This is a genomic window from Sulfitobacter profundi, from assembly GCF_042661425.1.
Classification (GTDB): domain Bacteria; phylum Pseudomonadota; class Alphaproteobacteria; order Rhodobacterales; family Rhodobacteraceae; genus Sulfitobacter; species Sulfitobacter profundi.
This window is the reverse complement of record NZ_JBHSWA010000001.1, coordinates 1,709,592-1,730,862: the sequence shown is the minus strand read 5'-3', so window position 1 is coordinate 1,730,862 and position 21,271 is coordinate 1,709,592. Positions and strand designations below refer to the sequence as shown.

The 21,271-nt window shown below is 62.4% G+C and carries 16 protein-coding genes and 6 pseudogenes; 6 read left to right on the top strand and 16 right to left on the bottom strand.

Annotated elements, in window-relative coordinates; all coding sequences use genetic code 11:
- Window positions 1-7: 7 nt before the first annotated feature.
- The 3 genes and pseudogenes from ACFQAU_RS09025 to ACFQAU_RS09015 all read right to left on the bottom strand — a co-directional run bounded on the left by ACFQAU_RS09025 (window position 8) and on the right by ACFQAU_RS09015 (window position 4,206).
- A pseudogene (locus ACFQAU_RS09025) lies at window positions 8-2,583 on the bottom strand (cation:proton antiporter).
- 76 nt (window positions 2,584-2,659) lie between these two features.
- Window positions 2,660-3,289, bottom strand: coding sequence for a DUF1523 family protein (locus ACFQAU_RS09020; protein ID WP_120349950.1), 630 nt, complete (start codon window positions 3,287-3,289; stop codon window positions 2,660-2,662).
- Window positions 3,290-3,417: 128 nt separating this feature from the next.
- Window positions 3,418-4,206 (bottom strand): alpha/beta hydrolase, encoded by a 789-nt coding sequence (locus tag ACFQAU_RS09015; protein ID WP_132444073.1) that lies wholly within the window; start codon window positions 4,204-4,206, stop codon window positions 3,418-3,420.
- Between the two features lie 91 nt (window positions 4,207-4,297).
- On the opposite strand from ACFQAU_RS09015, the pseudogene ACFQAU_RS09010 reads away from it, so the two are divergent.
- Window positions 4,298-5,772: pseudogene (locus tag ACFQAU_RS09010) on the top strand (NAD-dependent succinate-semialdehyde dehydrogenase).
- A 58-nt stretch (window positions 5,773-5,830) separates the two neighbouring features.
- On the opposite strand, the gene ACFQAU_RS09005 reads toward ACFQAU_RS09010, so the two are convergent.
- The 9 genes and pseudogenes from ACFQAU_RS09005 to ACFQAU_RS08965 form a co-directional block, all read right to left on the bottom strand.
- Window positions 5,831-6,088: a DUF6525 family protein gene (locus ACFQAU_RS09005; RefSeq protein WP_132444071.1), complete on the bottom strand. Its 258-nt coding sequence runs from the start codon at window positions 6,086-6,088 to the stop codon at window positions 5,831-5,833.
- A 15-nt stretch (window positions 6,089-6,103) separates the two neighbouring features.
- A pseudogene (locus ACFQAU_RS09000) lies at window positions 6,104-6,780 on the bottom strand (ZinT family metal-binding protein).
- 185 nt (window positions 6,781-6,965) lie between these two features.
- Window positions 6,966-7,505 carry a hypothetical protein gene (locus ACFQAU_RS08995; protein WP_132444069.1) on the bottom strand — a complete coding sequence of 180 codons (540 nt, stop codon included), beginning with the start codon at window positions 7,503-7,505 and terminating at the stop codon, window positions 6,966-6,968.
- A 246-nt stretch (window positions 7,506-7,751) separates the two neighbouring features.
- On the bottom strand, window positions 7,752-8,222 hold the full coding sequence (locus ACFQAU_RS08990; protein ID WP_067631156.1) for an Hsp20 family protein: 471 nt from the start codon (window positions 8,220-8,222) through the stop codon (window positions 7,752-7,754).
- A gap of 149 nt (window positions 8,223-8,371) precedes the next feature.
- Window positions 8,372-9,202: a trypsin-like serine peptidase gene (locus ACFQAU_RS08985; RefSeq protein WP_067631131.1), complete on the bottom strand. Its 831-nt coding sequence runs from the start codon at window positions 9,200-9,202 to the stop codon at window positions 8,372-8,374.
- Window positions 9,203-9,251: 49 nt separating this feature from the next.
- On the bottom strand, window positions 9,252-10,580 hold the full coding sequence (gene glcF, locus ACFQAU_RS08980) for a glycolate oxidase subunit GlcF (RefSeq protein WP_132444068.1): 1,329 nt from the start codon (window positions 10,578-10,580) through the stop codon (window positions 9,252-9,254).
- Between the two features lie 13 nt (window positions 10,581-10,593).
- Window positions 10,594-10,962, bottom strand: coding sequence for a hypothetical protein (locus tag ACFQAU_RS08975; protein ID WP_132444067.1), 369 nt, complete (start codon window positions 10,960-10,962; stop codon window positions 10,594-10,596).
- Window positions 10,959-12,076, bottom strand: a pseudogene (locus tag ACFQAU_RS08970) (FAD-binding protein). Before ACFQAU_RS08970 ends, ACFQAU_RS08975 begins: the two are co-directional and overlap by 4 nt.
- Window positions 12,073-13,523 (bottom strand): annotated as a pseudogene (locus ACFQAU_RS08965) (FAD-linked oxidase C-terminal domain-containing protein). The pseudogenes ACFQAU_RS08970 and ACFQAU_RS08965 overlap by 4 nt, the downstream one beginning before the upstream one ends.
- Window positions 13,524-13,707: 184 nt before the next feature.
- On the opposite strand from ACFQAU_RS08965, the gene ACFQAU_RS08960 reads away from it, so the two are divergent.
- Window positions 13,708-14,064 (top strand): hypothetical protein, encoded by a 357-nt coding sequence (locus ACFQAU_RS08960; RefSeq protein WP_132444064.1) that lies wholly within the window; start codon window positions 13,708-13,710, stop codon window positions 14,062-14,064.
- Between the two features lie 23 nt (window positions 14,065-14,087).
- Here ACFQAU_RS08960 and rlmH read toward each other — a convergent pair.
- The 3 genes and pseudogenes from rlmH to ACFQAU_RS08945 form a co-directional block, all read right to left on the bottom strand.
- Window positions 14,088-14,557, bottom strand: a pseudogene (gene rlmH, locus ACFQAU_RS08955) (23S rRNA (pseudouridine(1915)-N(3))-methyltransferase RlmH).
- 23 nt (window positions 14,558-14,580) lie between these two features.
- Window positions 14,581-14,952, bottom strand: a complete 372-nt coding sequence (rsfS, locus tag ACFQAU_RS08950) for a ribosome silencing factor (RefSeq protein WP_067631153.1) — start codon at window positions 14,950-14,952, stop codon at window positions 14,581-14,583.
- Between the two features lie 183 nt (window positions 14,953-15,135).
- Entirely contained in the window at window positions 15,136-16,491 is a 1,356-nt protein-coding gene (locus ACFQAU_RS08945; protein ID WP_120349938.1) for a mechanosensitive ion channel family protein, read from the bottom strand.
- A gap of 278 nt (window positions 16,492-16,769) precedes the next feature.
- Between ACFQAU_RS08945 and leuC the strand changes: the two genes are divergently transcribed.
- Window positions 16,770-18,176 (top strand): 3-isopropylmalate dehydratase large subunit, encoded by a 1,407-nt coding sequence (gene leuC, locus ACFQAU_RS08940; RefSeq protein ID WP_132444063.1) that lies wholly within the window; start codon window positions 16,770-16,772, stop codon window positions 18,174-18,176.
- Between the two features lie 38 nt (window positions 18,177-18,214).
- Here leuC and ACFQAU_RS08935 read toward each other — a convergent pair whose 3' ends face one another.
- Entirely contained in the window at window positions 18,215-18,430 is a 216-nt protein-coding gene (locus tag ACFQAU_RS08935; protein ID WP_067268510.1) for a hypervirulence associated TUDOR domain-containing protein, read from the bottom strand.
- An 80-nt stretch (window positions 18,431-18,510) separates the two neighbouring features.
- On the opposite strand from ACFQAU_RS08935, the gene leuD reads away from it, so the two are divergent.
- The 3 genes from leuD (at window position 18,511) to ACFQAU_RS08920 (ending at window position 21,226) form a co-directional block, all read left to right on the top strand.
- Window positions 18,511-19,116 (top strand): 3-isopropylmalate dehydratase small subunit, encoded by a 606-nt coding sequence (gene leuD / locus ACFQAU_RS08930; protein WP_120349936.1) that lies wholly within the window; start codon window positions 18,511-18,513, stop codon window positions 19,114-19,116.
- Between the two features lie 275 nt (window positions 19,117-19,391).
- Window positions 19,392-20,222 carry a hypothetical protein gene (locus tag ACFQAU_RS08925; protein ID WP_120349935.1) on the top strand — a complete coding sequence of 277 codons (831 nt, stop codon included), beginning with the start codon at window positions 19,392-19,394 and terminating at the stop codon, window positions 20,220-20,222.
- Window positions 20,105-21,226: an endonuclease/exonuclease/phosphatase family protein gene (locus ACFQAU_RS08920; protein WP_386281759.1), complete on the top strand. Its 1,122-nt coding sequence runs from the start codon at window positions 20,105-20,107 to the stop codon at window positions 21,224-21,226. Before ACFQAU_RS08925 ends, ACFQAU_RS08920 begins: the two co-directional genes overlap by 118 nt.
- The last annotated feature ends 45 nt before the right edge of the window (window positions 21,227-21,271 follow it).

Below are 21,271 nucleotides of genomic sequence, written 5' to 3'. Positions count from 1 at the left end.
CCTATCTTCATCCTTTTTCAAATACCGGTGCGCAACACCGGCCCCAAACACCCCGTCCGCGATTGCCAAGCAGCCTATCCAGCCCCGCCCCCGAAATCAAATCCACCGGATCGATGCCGCGCTTTTCTGCGCTGGCCCGCACCGCGTCGCGCAGTGCCGCACTCCGTTCCAGCAGGCGGCGAAAGCGGTCTTCGTCCAGCACCAAAAGCGTTGTCGGTGCGATGGCGCGGACGTCCACCCGGCGCACACGGTTCGTCAGGATCGCCATCTGGCCAAACATCTCCCCCGACCCAATCGCCAAGTCTGACCTGCACTTTCCAACTCGACCGCGCCCGAGGCGATGAAAAACACGCTGCGTGCAGGGCTTTCCTTGTGCAAAACCACATCGCCGATATCTACATAGCGGGTTTTGAGCACCCGACCGAGCCGTTTGAGCGCGCCCTCACCCAGATCCGTAAACAGCGGAAACTGTTCGATAAAAGCGCCGCGCCGCACGGCAAGGTCAAGGCCCGGACGCCCCTCTGCCGCCGTGCGCCGCGTGGCCAATTCCTGAATCAGCGCGGTATAGACCTCAGCCCCGAACAGCCCGTCTTCGCGCATCAACGTGTATTCGCGTTCTTCCAGCCGCAGCGCTGTACGGCGGATGAAACGCCGCTCAAGTTCCTCGGCATAGCCCGGATACTGCAACCGCAGCCCCTCTAGCGCGGTTTCGATCCCTTCGATGCGGCGCGCCAGCAGATCGTGCAGCAATTCCGCCACCCGCCGCCCGTGAATCCGGCGAATACGCCCATCGATAAAGGTGCCCAGATCGCGCAGGATCAGCCGCTGCGACAGCAGCATTTCAAAGCGGTCCGCCGTCATCCGCGCCAAGGGCCCCGAAACGCCGTAGCGCCCGTGCAGCACCGCCGCCGCGCGAAAGGTGCGCCCATAGGCCACGCTGCGCCGCGCCGCGCGCTGGTACCCGCTGCGGCCTTGGGTCCGCGCCCCTTCGATCAGCCGGTCCGCATCCGAGAGCACCAGATCAGCCATCCGGGCCGAGATCGTCCGCTCCCGCACCCGCGCGAGGATCGTGTCGCGCTCGTGCCCTGCCAGCGCGATGAGACCAAGCGCGATCCGGTCCCGGTCAAGGATATCGGTCGCCTCCTCCGCGGTCTTGACCGCCGTCTCAAGCCGTTCGCCAAAGCGTTTGGCTTCGGAGCGCACGATATCCCGGTTCAGATCATAATTCTCGGTCGTTTGGGCCACGTCTTCGCGCACGGTCTGCAGGGCCACGGCGATCACCTGCCGCGACAGCGCGTGGTCGATGGGCGACAGTTGATCCAGCCCCAGCCGCCCGATGATCCAACGCAGCGTCGTACCTTGGGCCAGCAGGGTGAACAGCGTAAAACCGGTGGCCAAGATACCCACGATCCGCTGGATATCATCCGGCACCCGCACGCTTTCCGTCACCGCCAGCGCCAGCGCCAGCGTGACCGCCCCGCGCAGCCCACCCCAAAGGATCGCCGCGCGGTACGGCCGCTCAACTGGCGGAGAAAGCTTTGCCGCGGTCAGCAAAGGTAGCAGACCAAAAAGGATCACCGCGCGTGCGAAGATGGCAGCCATCACAACCACGGCAATGAGGAAAAAGTCCTCTAGCCGGACTTCCTCCAGCAGACGCGGGATCAGCAGGGCAGCGAGGATAAAGATGAGCGCCCCCGCCCAATGGGCCAACACATCCCAAAGCTCACGCAGGTTGGTCAGCGCCTGCGGCGGCAGCCGTCCCGGCGCGGTCAGGTTCAGCGTCAGCCCTGCCGCGACCACGGCGATCACCCCAGACGCACCAACGCTTTGCTCCGCCACGATATAAGCCAGATAGGGCAACGCGACCGAGATCGACTGCTGCGCCAATTCATGCCGTGCGAACAGCGCCATGACCCAAACCGCGACCCGCGCGCCCAGCCAGCCCACCAGTGCCCCGCCCGCGATCAACATCGGAAATTGCGCAAGTGCGCTGCCCAGTTCCGGGTCGGGAATGCCCAGCATGACATAGCCCATGAACAGACCGAAAAGGGCGATGGCGGCGGCGTCGTTCAGCAGGCTCTCACCCTCAATGATCCGCGCCAACCGCCGCGGGGCCGAGATCGAGCGAAAGATCGAGACCACCGCCGAAGGGTCCGTGGTCGAAACGATCGCCCCGATCAGGAGGCAGGCCGCCAGCGGAATGGCACTGACCCAAAACAGCGCGTAGCCAATGCTAACGGTCGCCACCACCACGGCCACCACGGCCAGCACGAGAATGGGCACCCAGTCATCCACCATGCGCCGCAGGTTCATCCCCAGGGTCGCCTGAAACAAAAGCGTCGGCAGGAAGACATACAGGAAGACGTTAGACCGGATCGGCAGCCCCAGAATGGCCGCCGCCATCGGATTCAGCGCATCCGTCAGATCGGTGCGCAGGAAAAAGATCGCCGAGGCCCCGATGAGGATCCCCACGACCGCAAGGATCACGCTGAATGGCAGTTGCAACCGCGCGGCAAAGGGTTCCGCCAAGCCGATAACGACAAAGAGCGACGCAATGATTGTGGTGACGAGGATGATGTCCATATAGGATGGAATACCAGAATTTAGCTGAATGCGGGACGCTACCTGCCCCGCTCAGCGTTTACAGTTCTTGGTGAGGTTACTTCCGCGCGCGTCGTTCGGCACGCCACCGGGCAAAGCGCCCTCGGCGCGCGGCGAAGTCATCCTCGATCGCCTCGATCCTTGGGTCCAACCGCGCGCGACGGAACCGCCGCCAGCGCACCCAGATGGCATAGAACAGGGCCGCCACGAGGGTCAGCACGATGATGGTCACAAAGGGGATACCCTTGCTCGCCTCCGGCCCCTCGACCGCGCGGAGCGAGATGGCATTGGGGTAGATCGACAAAAGCTCACTGCGCCAACCGTAATGTTTCAGCGCATAATACTGCGGCGCGCCGGTGGTGCTGCGGGCATCCGCCGCCTCGGCCTGAAGGTTGGCGGTGTCGAATTTGAAATAGGGCGGCCAGCCCCAGCCGGTGTCTTCGTTGCGGTAAACCATGACATCGCCCTTGGCGCGGCGGGTCTGGATGAAAAAGACATCGCGGTTGACCGCTAGCCCGGCACTATCCGTCGCAGAGCCGGCCCAGAAGATCGAACTGTTGCCGAAGTCGATCCGCTTTTCATAGGTGTCCGTGACGCGGACGATATCGGTCTGCGGCAGGGTATAATGGAAGAACGCCGCCACCAGCACCCAGACGGTCACCCAGAACACCCATTTAACGATTCTCATCTTCGGCCCTTTCAATTGCGTCGCGTGGCCGAACAGGGGCCTTTGCCCCTCTGACATAGTGTTTCTGCGGCACTGCGGCAAATGCCTTACGTGCATTAACGCAGGGCATCTGCCGTAAAATTTGGGGCTTAGCTGCCCAATAGCGCTTTGGTCAGGTCGCTGTCCGGCTCGGCCAGCGGGTCGATCACGTCAAAATGGTGCTTGCCCTCGGCCACGACCTGTTTCGCGCCCCAACTGCGGGCGAAATTCTCGGCCTGTTCAAGGAAGGCGGGCCGCTCCTGAGCGCCCACCCAGACGGTGACATCAACGCCGTGCGGCGGGGTCATGTTCATCGGGCTTTCGGCCTCGGCCTCGGCCTCGTCCAGCCGCAGGGTGTCGTTCATCTGGGTCTGTAGCAGCGGGGCAAGGTCAGCCACGGGCGAGATCGGCACGATCCGCGTGATCCGGTCGCGCACCTCGGCCCCGAGCAGCAGGGGGTCGGTCATGCGCGCCACCAAATGCCCGCCCGCCGAATGGCCCGACAGAACGATGGTGCCCTGCGTGCGGTTCGCCACTTCGGTCAGCGCAGCGGCGATCTGCGTGGAGATCTCAGAGATACGCACATCGGGGCAAAGGTCATAAGACGGCATCGCCACGGCATAGCCCCGCGCCAGCGGACCGGCGGCCAGATGCGACCAATAGCTCTTGTCGAAGGCCTTCCAATAGCCGCCATGCACGAAAACCACCGTGCCGCGCGAGACGCCCTCGGGCTGGAAGAAATCGAACTTCTGACGGTCCGAGGGGCCGTAGCGCACATTCAACTGCGCCCGCGCCCCCAATGATGCGCGGAATGCCTCCGCCTCCTTTTCCCAGCGGGGCGGAAAGCCGTCGGCCCCGTCGATATAGGCAGCATTCGCATAGGCGTCATCTAGCATCATTTGGGTCTCCCACCCCGGATTTGATCAAACTGAACTGGACAATCATACTCGTTGTTGCTTTGGAGGCTATAGAGAATAGCGGAGAGATGACATGACTGATGCTAAGACGGATCTGAAATCACTGCTGAAAGACCCCAGCCTGCTTGAAACCCGCGCCTATATCGGTGGCCAATGGGTCGACGGTGAAGACGGCACCTTTGACGTGACCAATCCCGCGCGGGGCGATGTCATCGCACAGGTCGCCGACCTCAGCCGTGCACAGGTCGCGGGTGCGATTGCCCAAGCCGAAAAGGCGCAAAAAGACTGGGCCAGCTGGACCGGCAAGGAACGCGCGGCAGTGATGCGCAAATGGTTCGACCTGATGATGGAGAACCAAGACGATCTGGGCACCATCCTCACCGCCGAACAGGGCAAACCGCTGGCCGAAGCCAAGGGCGAGATCGCCTATGGCGCCTCCTTCATCGAGTTCTTCGGTGAAGAAGCCAAGCGCGTCTACGGCGAGATGATCCCCGGCCACCAGCGCGACAAGCGCATCATGGTGATGAAGCAGCCCATCGGCGTTGCCGCTTCGATCACGCCGTGGAACTTCCCCAATGCGATGATCACCCGCAAGGCGGCCCCGCGCTGGCGGCGGGCTGTTCCTTCGTGGCACGTCCGGCGGCTGAGACACCGCTCTCGGCCATCGTCATGGGTGTGCTGGCCGAACGTGCGGGCATTCCGGCGGGCGTGTTCAACGTGCTGCCGTCCTCCTCGTCTTCGGCTGTGGGCAAGGAGTTCTGCGAGAACCCCGCCGTGCGCAAACTGACCTTCACCGGCTCCACCGAAGTTGGGCGCATCCTGCTGAAGCAGGCTGCCGATCAGGTGATGAAATGCTCCATGGAACTGGGCGGCAACGCGCCGTTCATCGTCTTTGACGACGCCGATCTTGATGCCGCCGTCGAAGGCGCGATCATGTGCAAGTTCCGCAACAATGGCCAGACCTGCGTCTGCGCCAACCGGATCTATGTGCAGGCGGGCGTCTATGACGACTTCGCGGCCAAGCTGAAGGACCGGGTGAGCAAGATGAAGGTCGGCGACGGCCTCGAAGAGGGCACTGACCTTGGCCCGCTTATCAACCCCGAAGCCTCGGACAAGGTACGCGAGCACATCAAGGATGCGGTCGACAACGGGGCCGAGATCATTTTAGGTAGCGCCAAGGACGACATGGGCGGCAACTTCTTCGGCCCGACCATCGTGACCGGCGTGACGCAAGACATGAAGGTCGCCAAGGAAGAGACATTCGGCCCCCTCGCGCCGCTGTTCAAGTTCGACGATGTGGACGACGTGATCGCCATGGCGAACGACACGATCTTTGGCCTTGCCTCCTACTTCTATGCCAAAGACCTCAGCCGTGTGTACAAGGTCGCCGAGGCGCTGGAATATGGCATCGTTGGCGTGAACACCGGCATCATCTCGACCGAGCTTGCGCCCTTTGGCGGGGTCAAGCAATCCGGCCTTGGCCGCGAAGGCAGCCACCACGGGATCGAAGACTACCTTGAGATGAAATACGTCTGCCTGTCGGTCTAAGCACCTGAGACGATCGATAGAACGGGGCGTGCCTAGGGCGCGCCCCGTTTGTTTTTGCTCAGTTCTGCAACCGGTCCTGCGCCAGCATCCGGTGCTCTGCGCGGCTTAGGTGGAGGGCGGCCCCCACCGCATCGCCTTCGCAACGCTGCAAGTCCCGACACCACAGCCGATGGGCTGACTGCGGCGACCATGGCAGCGCCACCTGCGCCAGCCATGCCCTAAGCGGGGGCGGCAATCGGTCATAGGCCGCCATCGGATCCCCCTGACGCCGCCGCTGTTTCAGCCCGCTTCGCAGGTTTCGCTTTCTGCCAGACATGCTGGATGGCCGCCCTTAATGCGCTTGCATATCCGCCGCGATCTCAGACGCGCTCATCTCGGCGGGGAAATAGGTCGGCCAATTTGTCAATTCCTCTAGAACCTTGGCGCGATCGTCACCCCAGTAGAGGTGGTAGTGATCGGCCTTTTGCGGTGCGATGATGTGGTCGCTGAACTGGATAAAGCCCGGCGCTTCGGCATCGCCACCCTCTTTGGCAAAGACATAGCGCACGCCGCGGTTGCCCTTTTCGTAGGTCAGCACTTCGTAGCCATCACTGGCATAGCGCCCCTGCACCGGATCACCGTCCCGAAAGAAGGTCACGGCGTTGCCCTCGATGGTGATGCGGTTCACATCCGTGGCATAGCCTACATCGTAATAGGCTTTGTACTCCGCCGCCGTCTTGTCGCTGTCTTCGGCCTTGTGCTGCATCACCTCGTCCAGCGCGCCCTGCTGCAAGAGCGGGTAGACCGATCGCCATTCACCCGCCCAATCTGACAGGGGCCGGTCCTTGATCTGTGCGTCATCGAAATAGCCTTTGTAGATGTCGTCTTGGTCGTGGGCGTGGTCACATGCGCATGGGAATGATCGTGGTCATGCGACGCCTCTTTCGTATCGGCTAAGGCGGGGGCCGAAAGGGCAATGCCCGCGCTGAGTGTCAGAAAGAAAAGCGGGGATGCGGATGTGTGGGGCATGTCGTTCTCCGTGATGTAACGTGGGTCATGATTCGATATGTTATACCATAACTATTGCGAGGTACCCGCCCCCCAAGACATTTGCAAGCCGACAAACCCCCGACCCCCGAACGCAAAAAGGCCGACAGCACTTTCGTGCTGCCGGCCTCCGGGCGGGGAGAGAAACGCCCTGGGAGTGACCCGTCTTAGTTGGTCCGGGTCTGCGCCGCGCTGCCCGCATTCACTTGCTGGGTCAGGGCTGCGGCGAATTCTTCGCCTGTCATGCCGATGACAAGTTGGCCTTCGGCGTCAACATCTTGGTCGATCTGCACGACTGCGCGGTCGCTATCGGCGGCGAAATCATTGGCCAGATCGATGGAATAGCGCACAGAGCCATCGGCCTGTGGTTCCGCATTGGAAATCGTGCCGATGACAGTGTTGTCCGACGCGACGGCCACGGTGCTGCCATCCAGCGCGATATCGACATCCGTGTCGCTCTCGCTCGGCATTGTCTCAGCGACCCGGTCTTCGACGTTCAGATCGGTGTCGGCCGAGATGGCGCTATCGGCAGCACCGGTCGCAGTGTCGGCCATATCGGCGCCTACACCGGCGTTTGCTTCGGCATTCACATCAGCGCCAACGCCGACATCGGCGGTCTGAGCCTGTGCAGCAATCGGGGCGGCCATAAGCGCCGTGACAGCCGTGGTCAGGGTCAGCTTGCGTAGGGAATTTGCATAGTTAGTCATGGTTCTTCCTTTCATTGCGCGTGCGGTACTCTGCACGCTGTTGCCCGAGCACGCCTGCCCGGTCCCCCACTCAACCCGACAGCTTTCGCATGGTTTCCCCCGCCCTGCTGCGCAGCAGAAAGCCGCCGTTTTCGCGCCCCACCTTCGGCAGATATTCTCCCACGAAGGGGCCCCCTCAAGCGCCGTTGCCAACAAAAAAGGCCCGCTGGATAGCGGGCCTTCATAAAGCTCGGCATGGAACCGGGCTTAGTTCACGGATTTGGCGTCAACCACGTCCTTGTCGATCGACTTCACCTCGGAAGAGATGGCGATCTGGCGTGGTTTCAGGGCCTCAGGCACCTGACGCTCAAGCTCGATATGCAGCATGCCGTTGGCATGGGCCGCGCCGATCACCTGAACGTGGTCCGCCAAATGGAAGCGGCGTTCAAAGGCGCGGGTGGCGATGCCACGGTGCAGGTAGGACTTGGCCTCATCCTCATCAGCCTTGCGGGCCGAAACGATCAGCGCCTTCTCACGGACTTCGACGCTCAGGTCGCTGTCGGAGAAACCAGCCACGGCGATCGAGATGCGGTAGGCATCGTTGTCGAGCTTTTCGATGTTGTAGGGGGGATAGCTGGGGGTGGCCCCATCATTTGTCAGAACCCGGTCCATCATGTTGGCGATCTGGTCAAAACCAACGCTGGAGCGGTAAAGGGGTGCGAAATCAAAACTACGCATGTGTTCATCCTCATCAGTGAGCGATTGACATATCGGGCCTTCCACCATTGGACAGACCCGGTTTTTCAAGTGCCGAAGCCCTATTGAGGCACCTCGGCAAAGCTCATGTGGGATGGGTTCTGCGCGCTTTCAAGTCTTGGGCCACAGATTTACGGGCGGATGAATTTCGCCCCGGTGCCACGCTCTTCTCCGACCCGGATGCGTTTGCCTGCCGGGTTGGAATCCAGAAACACACCTTTGCCCGCCACCAGTTCCGCTTGCAGCAACGCCAAGGGCGCGCCCAGAGCGGTGCCAAGGGATACCTGCGTGCCCTCGACCTCGGCCTTGGCCGAAACGACTGAGACGATATGCGCCTCACCTGCGACAATGCTAAAGATCGGCGCGCCGCTGGAGCCGAAATCGACCGCGCAGGAGGTCACCAGTACCCCCTCCTGCTGGGCCAGCACCTTGCAGACCTCTTGCAAGGACGGCGCCTCGGCCCGGTCGCGGGCATAGCTGACCACGCCCACGCTGTCGCCGGGACGCGGACGTGCGGCGGTGCCAAAGGGCCGGATCGTCGTGTTGCGGATGGGGCGGGAGAGTTCCAAGAGCGCCAGATCGTTGCGCACCCGGCCCGAGGAGACCTCACCATCATAGACGTAGTCGGGGTGCACCACGGCGCGGCGGATATCGCGGTAGGCCCCGGCGCGGCCATTGCGCCAACCGGCAAGGAATTGCACCTCGCCATGGTCGATCCGGGCCTTGGTTTCGCGGTCAAACAGGCAATGCGCGGCGGTCAGCACCAGACGCGGAGCGATCAACGTGCCGGTGCAAAACCCGGTGCCGCCGATGTCGAGACGGCCCACGGCCTCCCAAGCGGCGGCGTCCACACCGTTGTCAAGCGCCTTGAGCGCACTGTCTTGGGCCAGCGCCGCCGTGGCGAAGGTAAATACGCCGAGAATAGCCGCCAACAATTGTCGCAAAATGCACCTCAAAACCATGTCCACTTTGGCGGATATAGGGGAGTTGCGGCGAAAATACGGCGTAGGCTTAACGCAAACGCGGCACCTGCGCGGGCGCATCGGGATCACGGCTGAGCGCGGGTGGTTTTGGCCCACCGCAGGCCCAATCCAGCAGTTCGACGCTATGCACCACAGGCACCCCGGTGCCCGATCCGATCTGCATCATGCAGCCGATGTTGCCCGCCGCGATGACGTCTGGGGATTTCGCCTCTAGCGTCTTGATCTTGCGTTCTTTCAGCTTTGCCGAAATCTCGGGCTGCATCAGGTTATAGGTGCCCGCCGAGCCGCAGCAGAGGTGACTGTCCGCCGGTTCTACCACCGTAAATCCCGCCTGTTTTAGCAGCGTCTTCGGCGTGGCCTTGATCTGTTGCCCATGTTGCAGCGAACAGGCCGCGTGATAGGCGACGACCATGCCCTGCTCAGCCGGTTCGACAAAGGGCAGGTCCAACTCCGCGAGCAACTCCGTCACATCCTTTGCCAAGGCCGAAACCCGCGCGGCATCCTCTGCCAGTGGGTCATTGCGGAACATATGGCCGTAATCCTTGACCGTGGTGCCGCAGCCCGAGGTGTTGATCACGATGGCATCCAGCCCCTTGCCGTCCATCTCAGCACACCACGCGCGGATGTTGCGGGCGGCATGGGCGTGGCTTTCATCGGTCCTGCCCATGTGATGGGTCAGCGCGCCGCAACAGCCCGCGCCTTCGGCTACCACCACTTCGCAGCCCGCGCGGGTCAGCAACCGGATCGTGGCGTCATTAATATCGGTGTTCAGGGCCTTTTGCGCGCAGCCGGTCATCAGGGCCACACGCCGCAGCGGTTTGCCCTGAGCCGGGAAGCTTTGCGGATCGTCATTGCGGCTGACCGGAGGGATCGTTTTTGGCGCCATCTCAAGCATTGCGCGCAGCCGGGCGTCGGGCATCAGCCGCGCGAAAGGCCGCCCGATCTTGGCCCCCAATAGCGCCAGTCGAAAGCGTGTCGGATAGGGCAGGATCCGCGCCAGCATCCAGCGCAGCGCGCGTTCGCCTAGGGGCCGTTTATACCGTTCCTCGATATAGCTGCGGGCGTGATCGACCAGATGCATGTAATGCACGCCCGAGGGGCAGGTCGTCATACAGGCAAGGCAGGACAGGCAGCGGTCGATGTGCTGGACCGTCTTTGGGTCAGGATCACGGTCATTCTCAAGCATGTCCTTGATCAGGTAAATACGCCCGCGCGGGCTGTCCAACTCATCGCCCAAGACCTGATAGGTCGGGCAGGTCGCCGTGCAGAAACCGCAGTGCACACAGGCGCGCAGAATGTCGTTGCTGCGCTGCGTGTCAGGATCCTGCAATTGCTCGGGGGTAAAGGTGGTTTGCATGGATGCTCCGTTACTATGTGCTGCGCATCAGATTGGCGAGGACAAGGCCGAACCAAGGAACCGTCGTGCCTACGGCCCCCAAAACCCCGCTCCACCGGCGCATGGCGGGGCGCGGATCGGCGCGGCGCAGTGCTTGGACCACCAGCGCGATCACCCCGATCCAAGCGGCCCAGAGGGTGAGGGCGATGACCCCCAGCAACCACGGGCTGTCGCTCCAATAGCGCAGCAGTCCATAGCGCAGGCCGGTGGCGAATAAAAAGGCGGCCAAGACCATCGCCCCCAAGGTGCGGACGGCCCGCAGGGAAGGCGGCACGGCGATCAACGCCTTAAACAGAAACGGGCCGATCAGAAAAACGATGAGAAAGACCAGCATCAATGTCATGGGGTCAGCGCCAAGGCTTCGGCGTTGAAGATGCCGCGCGGGTCGAACTTGGCCCTCAGCCCCGCCGTCAACCGCGCCACGCCCGGCGCTTCGGGTTCCTGCCGGGGCAGCAGAGTCTGCGCCGCGCTTTCGGCCCGCAATAGGGTCGCGTGACCGTCATACCGCCCCAACCGCGCGCGCAGGTCGGTGCCGGGCGCCATGCGCAGCCAGATCAGCCCCCGGCCCAGTCATAAAGATGTGCCTCGGCCCCGGCTTTTGCCGCCAGCGCGGGGGCCTCGGTCGGGCGGCAGTGCACCCGCCAGACATCCCCCGCCGCCCCATGAAAGGTCGCAACATCGCGCAAATCGCGCCAGAGGGTCGCGGAGGGCTCTGCGTCCAGCACCTCAAGCTCGGCCCCCGTTGCGGCCAGCAAATCCTTCAGCCGCCCCGTCCGGTAGGAGACCGAGGTCTCAAACCCCTCCAACCGCAGAAACGACCGCCCCTGCGCCGGATCATGTGCCGCGCCGGTAACCTCAAAGGGGCTGCGCATGGCCAGCGCCATGGCGGCGATGGCAGCGGCGTCGTCCAGCCCCGAAAGCACGAGCGTTGCGCTGGTTTCCGGGGTGGGCAGCACCTTTAGCGACACCTCGGTCACGGCCCCCAAGGAACCGCGCGACCCGGCCATCAGCTTGACCAGATCATAGCCCGTGACGTTCTTCATCACCCGGCCCCCGTTCTTAATAACGTTCCCCTGCCCATCGACAAAACGCACGCCCAACAGGAAATCCCGCGCGGCCCCCACAGCAAGCCGCCGCGGGCCGCTAACGTTGGCCGCAAAGACCCCGCCGATGGTCGGCGTGCCACTGCAGCCCATAAGCGCGCGGTGGTCCATCGGTTCAAAGGCCAGCCGCTGCCCTTCGGCGGCCAATGTCGTCTCAATCTCGGAGACCGGCGTGCCTGCCTGCGCCACCAGCGTCAGCGCGCCCGGCTCATAGAGGCTGATGCCCCGCAATCCGGCAAGCGACAGGTCCGCCCCCGGCCCGGCCATGCCGCGCGTATTGCCGCCCCGCAGGGACAAGGGCGCCTGCGCACTGCGGATCGCCTCGACCAATTCTGCCTCAGAGGTTACCGTCACGCAGCCACCGATGCGCCGCTGCCACGCCGCCCTTCCGTGACATCCAACGGAAAGACCTTGGCCGGGTTCAAAAGCCACGCCGGGTCAAACACATCTTTCACCGCCAACTGCGCCTCAAGATCCGCCGGGGCATATTGCACATGCATCAGATCGCGCTTTTCGATGCCCACGCCATGCTCCCCGGTCAGACAGCCGCCCGCCTCGACACAAAGCCGCAGGATATCCGCGCCGAAGGCTTCGCATTTTTCCAAATCGCCTGGTTTGTTGGCGTCAAACAGGATCAGCGGGTGCATATTGCCGTCGCCTGCGTGAAAGACGTTGCCGACTTTAAGGCCATAGCTGTCCGACATCTCGCCAATGCGTCGCAGCACCATCGGCAGTTCGTTCACCGGGATCGTGCCATCCAGACACATGTAGTCGTTGATCTGCCCCATCGCGCCAAAAGCCGATTTGCGCCCCAGCCAGATCGCCGCGCTTTCTTCGGCGCTGGTGCTTTCGCGCAGTTCCACCGGGTTGTGGCGGCGGGCGATCTCGGTGATCAGGGCAAGCTGGTGATCAATCTCGGCGTCGGAGCCTTCAACCTCGACGATCAGCAGCGCCTCGCACATCGGGTAGCCTGCATGGGCGAAAGCCTCCGTCGCCTCGATACAGGGGCGGTCCATGAATTCGATCGCAACCGGCAGCACACCCGCCTTGATGATGTCGCTGACACAGGCCCCCGCCACGGCGTTATCGTCAAAGCCCATCAGCACGGGCCGCGCGCCTTCGGGTTTGGGCAGGATGCGCAGGGTGGCTTCGGTCACCACGCCCAGCTGTCCTTCGGAGCCGCAGACCAGCCCCAGAAGGTCCAGCCCGCCTGCATCCATATAGCCGCCGCCGATTTCAACCACGTCGCCATCCATCATCACCATCGTGACGCCCAGCAGGTTGTTCGTGGTGACCCCGTATTTCAGACAATGCGCCCCGCCTGAATTCATCGCGATATTGCCCGCGATGGCGCAGGCCAACTGGCTGGAAGGGTCTGGCGCGTAGAAGAACCCATCCTCCTCTACCGCGCCGGTCACGCTGAGATTGGTGCGCCCGGTCTGCACCCGCATGAGCCGGTTGTCATAGTCTACCTCAAGCACCTCGGCCATGCGGGCCACCCCCAGCACAACACTATCGGCTGTGGGCAGCGCCCCACCGGCGAGCGAGGTGCCCGATCCGCGCGGCACGACAGGCACGCCCTCCTCATGACATATCCGCAGCACGGTGGAGACTTCTTGGGTGCTGGCCGGAAGGGTCACGGCCAAAGGGGGCATTTATAGGCTGTGAGCGCGTCGCATTCATAGGCGCGGGTCTCATGCGGGTCGTCAATCACGGCATTGCGGGGCAGCGCCGCACGCAGCCGCGCCACGACTCGCGCCTTGCGCGCAATGATCCCGGCATCCGGTGTTGGCATCTGCATCGCGGTCCCTCCTCTTACCCGCAGCATAAAGACTATGCCACAGGTTTGACCAGACTGCCGCGCGCTTGGTGCAATTGCACCACTAATTTGCAGCCTCACGGTGAATTGCGCGGAGCCGCGCTGTGCTTACCTTGGAACCCATCCGAAATGCGCTATATTCAGTTTGTTGTTTTATTGGTGCCACATGTTCAAACGCAGCCTCATTCTCATCCTATTGGCTCTTGCCATGCCGGCCTTGGCCGATCCGCCAGACATTTTGAATGTCACGGTCGATCGACAGGGGGATCTGTGGAAATTTGACGTTACCATCCGCCACAACGACAGCGGTTGGGATCACTATGCCGATGCTTGGCGCATTCTGGACCCCGAGGGGGAGCCTTTGGGCACGCGCAATCTGGCGCATCCGCACACCAAAGAGCAGCCTTTCACCCGTTCGCTGTCGGGCGTGCGCATCCCGGATGGGATGACTGAGGTGAGCATTCAGGCGCGCGACAGTGTGAGTGGCTGGTCGCCGGAATTGGTGACGATCCCGCTGCCCTGACCCCGCCCCTTGATCCCTAAGCCTCAGACCCGGTGATAAGGCCCGCCCGATAGTATCGCGGCGGCGCGGTATAGCTGTTCGGCCAGCATGACCCGCACCAGCATATGCGGCCAGACCATCTTGCCAAAGGACAGCGCGTGATCCGCCTCGGCGCGGAGACTGGGATCAATGCCATCCGCCCCGCCGATGACAAAGGCCAAATCGCCCCGCCCGGCATCACGCCATGTGCCAAGACGTTCGGCGAAAGCGGGGGAGGTTTCGACCTTGCCGCGCTCATCCAACACGCAGATCACCGCCCCTTGGGGGATGGCGCGCCGCAGCAGAACGGCCTCGGCAGCCATGCCGCCGTTTTTCTTATCTTCCATCTCGACCACACGCGCAGGACCAAGGCCCAGACCGCGCCCGGTCCGGTCGAACCGGGTGAGATAATCATCGACAAGAGTTTTTCGGGACCGGCGCGAAGCCGGCCCATGGCGCAGAGATGTACCCGCATGGCTTAGTCCCGCAAAAGCAGGATCAGTGCGGCATGACCGCAGCCGCGTCTTCGCCGCCCAGCCACATCTTTTCGAGCTGGTAGAACTCACGCACTTCGGGGCGGAAGACATGCACAACAACGTCGCCTGTGTCGATCAAGACCCAGTCGCCGGTTTCGCGGCCTTCCATCTTGGACGTACGTCCGGTGGCGTCTTTGACGGCCTGCGCCAGCTTTTCCGAGATCGCCGAAACCTGCCGCGTGGAGCGGCCCGAGCAGATCACCATATAGTCGCCGATGGCCGTTTTGCCGCGCAGATCGATCTGCACGATGTCTTCGGCCTTGTCGTCATTCAGCGAGGAAAGGATAAGCGCCAGCAGGTCGTCGCTGGTTGCGATTTGCGAGGCGGCAGTCATTGCGGCCCCATGGTCAGCAGCCTGCGCTGCGTCAACGTTAAGAGACAGGACATTGTCCTCCTTCGTAATGCACCGCCAATGCTGAACGCTTGCCCCGGTGCCGAGCCCCCTAATTTAGCGATATAGGCCAGATTTTTCAATGGACCCTATGCGCTCCGCGTGAACCGGGGCGCAAATCCCCGCCTAGTCAGGCAAATTCTCCGCCGCCGCCACCCTTGAGAGCGCCAATTGACTGTCTTCGATGACTTTCACCTCGCGCTGCGGGAAGGGGATGGAAATGTCGTTTTCCTTGAACGCATCCCAAAGCGCCAGATAGACATTGCCGCGAATGTTGGTCAGCCCGCCGGTCGGATCCTTGATCCAGAAGCGCAGGATGTAATCCACCGACGAATCGCCAAACCCGACGATATGGCAAACGGGCGCCTTGTAGCTTAACACCCGGTCGACGCCCTTGGCCGCATCGACCGCCAGTTTGCGCACCACATGCGGATCATCCGAATAGGCTGTGCCGAAATAGATATCGAGGCGCACAAAGTCATTGGAATGAGACCAGTTCACCACCTGCCCGGTGATCAGGTCTTCGTTCGGGATCAGGTATTCTTTGCCGTCCCGCGTGACCACAGAGGCATAGCGCGCGCCCAGTGTCTGGATCCAGCCAAAGGTCTCCCCCAGACTGATCACGTCGCCCGGTTTGATCGACTTATCGAGCAGAATGATCACGCCCGAGACGAGGTTCGACACGACCTTTTGCAGACCAAAACCAAGGCCCACACCGATCGCACCCGAGAGCACCGCCAGCCCCGTCAGATCAATCCCCACGGCCCGCACACCGATAAAGAACGCCAAACCATAGAGCAGGATCTGCACGCCCTTTACCGCCAGCACTTGCATCGACGGGCTGATGTCTTCGTTTTTACGGATCGTCGCGGCGGTTGTCGTGCTGGCAAGCCGCGCCATGGTCAGCAACGCGCCGACCACCACCAAAGCCGTCAGGACGGTCAATACCGACAGCCGGAACTCCCCAATCGTCAGCGCCACGTCATCCAGAAACACCGCCACATCGTCCGCGACATTCAGCATGTAGAGCGTGGCATAGATCCACAGCCCCCATGTCACCATGCGCCGTAGGGGGCGGTTGCGCACCAGACGCGCGGCAAAGGCGATGCCGACATAGATCGCCGCCAATGTCGCCGCCAAGCCGATAAGATAAGACCGGGATGGCCAAGTGACGTTCTGCATCACCTGATACAACAGCCCCGCCAGCAGCGCGAACCACATCAGCCCCAGCCGCCGCTTGACCTGCACCACCACCCGCAACTGCCACTTGGACCACCCTTCGCGCGAGCGGACCCAGTTTTGCAGCATCACGCCGGTGACCCGATGCAGGATCCACGCCAGCGCAACCAAGGCCAGCAAGATCAAAATCTGGTTCTGCCGCCAACCGGGGCTTAGGACGCTCTCACCAAAGCCGAGCACCCCATCGAACAAAGCCTGAAGCGATAGAAGGAAGTTCGAGAAAGGGTGGGACTCAGGGATCATGTACGGCCTTTGCAACTCAGGAAGATCACGGTTGCACAGGCTCCTCGCCAGAGCAAGAACCGCCGCGCGACCGGCCCCGCACACCGCCCCACGATGCCACCTTGCGAGACTCGCTCAGGGTCTATATCCAAGGCCCCATGATACTGGTGTTTGATCTTTGCGACCGTGCGCGTCTGCGCGAACGCTTTTTCGGCGCGACGCATAGCGTTCTGGCCCGACTATAAGCCAGCCCTCTCAGCCACACCCATAGCCATTCCAAACCACGGGAGAGGACCATCATGTCCCCCAAGACGCTTTACGATAAAATCTGGGACGCCCATGTCGTCCACGAAGCCGATGACGGTACCTGCTTGCTTTATATCGACCGTCACTTCGTCCACGAAGTGACCAGCCCGCAGGCCTTTGAAGGGCTGCGCATGTCGGGCCGTACCGTGCGCGCGCCGGACAAAACCATCGCCGTGCCGGATCACAACGTGCCAACCACCGAAGGCCGCGAAGACCCCGAGGCGATGACCGAGGACAGCCGCATTCAGGTTTCCGCGCTCGACAAAAACGCGCGCGAGTTCGGCGTGCATTATTACCCCGTCTCGGATGTGCGCCAAGGCATCGTGCATATCGTCGGCCCCGAGCAGGGCTGGACCCTGCCCGGCATGACCGTCGTCTGCGGCGACAGCCACACCGCGACCCACGGCGCTTTCGGCGCTTTGGCCCATGGCATCGGTACATCGGAGGTTGAGCACGTTCTCGCCACCCAGACGCTGATCCAGCGCAAGGGCAAGAACATGAAGGTCGAGATCACCGGCAAGCTGCGCCCCGGCGTCACGGCCAAGGACATCACCCTTTCCGTCATCGGCGCCACCGGCACCGCGGGCGGCACCGGCTATGTCATCGAATATTGCGGCGAAGCGATCCGCGACCTGTCGATGGAAGGCCGCATGACCGTCTGCAACATGGCGATCGAGGGCGGCGCGCGCGCGGGGCTGATCGCGCCAGACGAAAAGACCTTTGAGTATTGCAAAGGCCGCCCCCACGCCCCGAAAGGCGCACAATGGGAAGCGGCGATGGACTGGTGGAAAACGCTCTTCTCTGACGAAGACGCCCATTGGGACAAGGTCGTGACGCTGAAAGGCGAAGACATCGCGCCGGTCGTCACGTGGGGCACCTCGCCCGAGGACGTGCTGCCGATCACTTCGGTCGTTCCTGCGCCCGAGGATTTTAAAGGCGGCAAGGTCGACGCGGTGAAACGCGCGCTGGAGTATATGGACCTGACACCGGGCCAGAAACTGACCGACATCCAGATCGACACCGTCTTCATCGGCTCCTGCACCAATGGCCGCATCGAAGACCTGCGCGCCGCTGCCGCCGTGCTGAAAGGCAAGAAGATCAAAGACGGTTTGCGGGCCATGGTCGTACCCGGCTCAGGCCTCGTGCGTGCGCAGGCCGAAGAAGAAGGTCTGGCGGACATCTTCCGCGAGGCCGGTTTCGAATGGCGTCTTGCGGGCTGTTCGATGTGTCTGGCGATGAACCCCGACCAGCTTGCCCCCGGCGAACGCTGCGCGGCCACATCGAACCGCAACTTCGAGGGGCGTCAGGGCTATAAAGGGCGCACGCATCTCGTATCGCCCGGCATGGCCGCGGCGGCTGCTCTCACCGGTCATTTGACCGACGTGCGCGAATTGGCGTGACCGACCGGGGCGTGGATACCGGGCGCGTTGCGCAGGGCTCAGTCGGCCTTGCGCAACTCGCTGCCAGACTTCAGCACTTCGCTGCCGTCGTCCTGTTCGATCTTATAGGCCGGTTCGTCATCGCTCGCTTTGCGGGTCACCTCGCTGCCCTGCAGCTTCAGCGTGATCTTCTGCGTGTATTTCTTGACGATCTTGCCGGTCCCGGTGCCATTGCCCCAGTCCCATTCCACTTTCGTGCCAGTTTGGTACGACATGCCATGCCCTCCTGATACCCCATTTGCCTAGAACGCGCCGGTCAGCGGCGCGGTTCCCGCAATCTCCGAAGGATAACCCGATGGAAAAGTTTACAGAAATCACCGGCACCGCGGCTCCCATGCCGCTGGTGAACATCGACACCGACATGATCATCCCCAAGGTCTTTCTCAAAACGATCAAACGCTCGGGCCTTGGCGTGAACCTGTTCGACGAAATGCGCTATGACCGCGAAGGCAACGAAATCCCCGATTTCGTGCTGAACCAACCACAATACCGCGACGCGCAAATCCTTGTCGCAGGCGACAACTTCGGCTGCGGCTCCTCGCGCGAGCATGCGCCCTGGGCGATCAAGGATTTCGGCATCCGCTGCGTCATCGCGCCCAGCTTTGCGGACATCTTTCACAACAACTGCTTCAAGAACGGCATCCTGCCGATCGTTCTCCCGCAAGAGCAAGTCGACGTGCTGATGAAGGACGCCGAGAAGGGCTCCAACGCGCGGATGACCATTGATTTGGAAGGCCAGACTGTCACCACTTCGGACGGTGAGAAGTTCCCCTTCGAAGTCGATGCCTTCAAAAAGCACTGCCTGCTCAACGGTCTGGACGACATCGGCCTGACGCTTGAAAAGGGCACGGCGATCGACACCTATGAGGATTCGCTCAACCAGAGCCGTCCTTGGGTCTAAGGGCCATTTCTAAACTCAACTTGTGGGCGTAAATCCAGCGCCCACAAGATGTTGCGGCCTGCCATCAACCTGCCACGAAATTGATGCAAGAACGCACCACCCTTTCCCTCAAAATACCCCATAACCCTGCTCTTCTCCACGCGGAGCCTTGAGGCGCGCGCGGAAAGAAGGCAAAAATTGGACAATAATGAGGCGAGCCCCAGCAACCGGGGCCATCAAGTTGGAACAAGCACGCGGCAATGTATCGCGTCTGGCCAGTTTGGAAGGGCAGAGCAGTGATCGGACGAATGACAGGCGCGGCGACGCGTGGCCTATTGGTGGCGCTATTGATAGCCACACCTGCGCTCCTTTTGCCGGGCGCCGATGCGGAATCGAGCCAGATCACCCTGCTCCTCGCCTGTATCGCGTCGATTTTGACCTTCATGGAATACAACTCGCGCCAACCGAGCATCGTCGAATTTCGCGATGCGCCACCCTTCAATCGGCTGCGCTTCATCAGCCTGCTGTTCACCATCGTCGTTCTGTCACTGATCGCACGGGGCCAAGCGGCCCCCACCCTGCTGACAGGCGCACTGACCTCGCTCGGCGTGATCTTGGGCAACGCGCTCGATTTCCCTTATTCTCCGGTGCGGCTGGTCGTGCTGATGATGCCCGCCGATGCCCCCTATGAGGCGGTCAATTTGATCCGCACGGCAGCGGGGCTGGCCTACCTCGTTTCGCTCATCGCATTGGCGACCTTCGTGGTGCTGGTGCGGGTCATGGGCTGGCCCGCCCGCCAAGGCGCCTTTAACGTCTGGGTGAATCTGCCGCTCTTTGATCCGACCGCCGGGGGCGACGTGCTTTACCGTCTGCAACGCGATGCACGGATCAACATCGCGCTTGGGTTCTTGTTGCCCTTCATCATCCCCGCAGTGGTCAAAGCCACTGCCGATCTGCTAGATCCGATCTCACTCAGCAATCCGCAAACCATGATCTGGACAATAAGCGCATGGGCATTCCTTCCGGCCAGTATGATTATGCGGGGCATCGCCATGGGGCGCGTGGCCGAGATGATCCACGACAAACGCCGCCGCGCCTACGCCGAAGCGCATATGCAGGCCGCCTGATCAGACTGCTGCTGGCGTTTTTCCTGCTGACTGGTTTCGCACAGGCCGAGCCGCTGCGCATCGCCACCTTCAACACCGAATTGTCACGCAAAGGGCCGGGCATTCTGCTGCGCGACATCCTGCGCGGCGATGACCCAAGCATCGCTTCGGTGGTGCAGACCATCGCCGCCGCCGATCCCGATATCATCGCCCTCCAAGGCATTGACTACGATCTCGAACGCAGCGCCCTTAATGCCCTCGCCGATGCCCTCACCGCCGCAGGCGCGCCCTACCCCCACCGCTTTGCCGCACCCCCCAACGCAGGCCGCCAAAGCGATGTAGATCTGAACGGTGACGGCAAGCTCGGTGGCCCGCGCGACGCCCAAGGCTATGGCCGTTTCTTTGGCCAAGGCGCCATGGCGCTCCTCTCACGCCACCCGATCCTGACAGAAGACCTACAGGACTTCAGCACCCTCATTTGGCGCGACCTCCCCGGCTCGCTCTACCCGATGATCGACGGCAAGCCCTTCGCCGGAGCCGAGGCCCACGCCACGCAACGTCTGTCGTCCAACAGCCACTGGGCCCTGCCCGTCCAGCTGCCCGACGGCCCAGTCACCCTGCTGACCTACCACGCCACCCCACCCGTTTTCGACGGCCCCGAAGACCGCAACGGCCGCCGCAACCACGATGAAACAGCCTTCTGGTCTCACCACCTTGCCGGAGTGATCGGCACCCCGCCCCAAGATGCTTTCATCCTCCTCGGCGATGCCAACCTTGATCCTACGCGCGGTGAAGGACGCGGTGACGCCATCGCCAGGCTGCTCGCTCACCCCACCTTGCAAGATCCGCTGCCCGACCAATCTACAGTCGACTGGTCGCAAACCGGCCCGATGCGCGTCGACTACATCCTGCCCTCCCGCGACTGGCAGGTGCTCGACGCTGGCCTCATTTGGCCCGAGGGGAAGACGCCAGCCGCCATGCACTGGTCTGGGTCGACCTCACCCGCTGACGCGCCGCTATCTTGACCCTCCGGAACCCGCAGGCTACCCAATCTCCAACCGTATTTTCAG

Excerpts from the sequence above, each read along its gene's own strand:
- ACFQAU_RS08935 (WP_067268510.1), bottom strand. The coding sequence starts at position 18,430 with ATGTCGTACCAAACTGGCACGAAAGTGGAATGGGACTGGGGCAATGGC.
- ACFQAU_RS08995 (WP_132444069.1), bottom strand. The coding sequence starts at position 7,505 with ATGACTAACTATGCAAATTCCCTACGCAAGCTGACCCTGACCACGGCT.
- ACFQAU_RS08975 (WP_132444067.1), bottom strand. The coding sequence starts at position 10,962 with ATGACATTGATGCTGGTCTTTCTCATCGTTTTTCTGATCGGCCCGTTT.
- ACFQAU_RS09015 (WP_132444073.1), bottom strand. The coding sequence starts at position 4,206 with ATGATGCTAGATGACGCCTATGCGAATGCTGCCTATATCGACGGGGCC.
- ACFQAU_RS08920 (WP_386281759.1), top strand. The coding sequence starts at position 20,105 with ATGGGCATTCCTTCCGGCCAGTATGATTATGCGGGGCATCGCCATGGG.
- rsfS (WP_067631153.1), bottom strand. The coding sequence starts at position 14,952 with ATGACTGCCGCCTCGCAAATCGCAACCAGCGACGACCTGCTGGCGCTT.
- ACFQAU_RS08960 (WP_132444064.1), top strand. The coding sequence starts at position 13,708 with ATGTTCAAACGCAGCCTCATTCTCATCCTATTGGCTCTTGCCATGCCG.
- ACFQAU_RS09020 (WP_120349950.1), bottom strand. The coding sequence starts at position 3,289 with ATGAGAATCGTTAAATGGGTGTTCTGGGTGACCGTCTGGGTGCTGGTG.
- ACFQAU_RS08985 (WP_067631131.1), bottom strand. The coding sequence starts at position 9,202 with ATGGTTTTGAGGTGCATTTTGCGACAATTGTTGGCGGCTATTCTCGGC.
- ACFQAU_RS09005 (WP_132444071.1), bottom strand. The coding sequence starts at position 6,088 with ATGTCTGGCAGAAAGCGAAACCTGCGAAGCGGGCTGAAACAGCGGCGG.
- leuC (WP_132444063.1), top strand. The coding sequence starts at position 16,770 with ATGTCCCCCAAGACGCTTTACGATAAAATCTGGGACGCCCATGTCGTC.
- ACFQAU_RS08990 (WP_067631156.1), bottom strand. The coding sequence starts at position 8,222 with ATGCGTAGTTTTGATTTCGCACCCCTTTACCGCTCCAGCGTTGGTTTT.
- ACFQAU_RS08945 (WP_120349938.1), bottom strand. The coding sequence starts at position 16,491 with ATGATCCCTGAGTCCCACCCTTTCTCGAACTTCCTTCTATCGCTTCAG.
- glcF (WP_132444068.1), bottom strand. The coding sequence starts at position 10,580 with ATGCAAACCACCTTTACCCCCGAGCAATTGCAGGATCCTGACACGCAG.
- leuD (WP_120349936.1), top strand. The coding sequence starts at position 18,511 with ATGGAAAAGTTTACAGAAATCACCGGCACCGCGGCTCCCATGCCGCTG.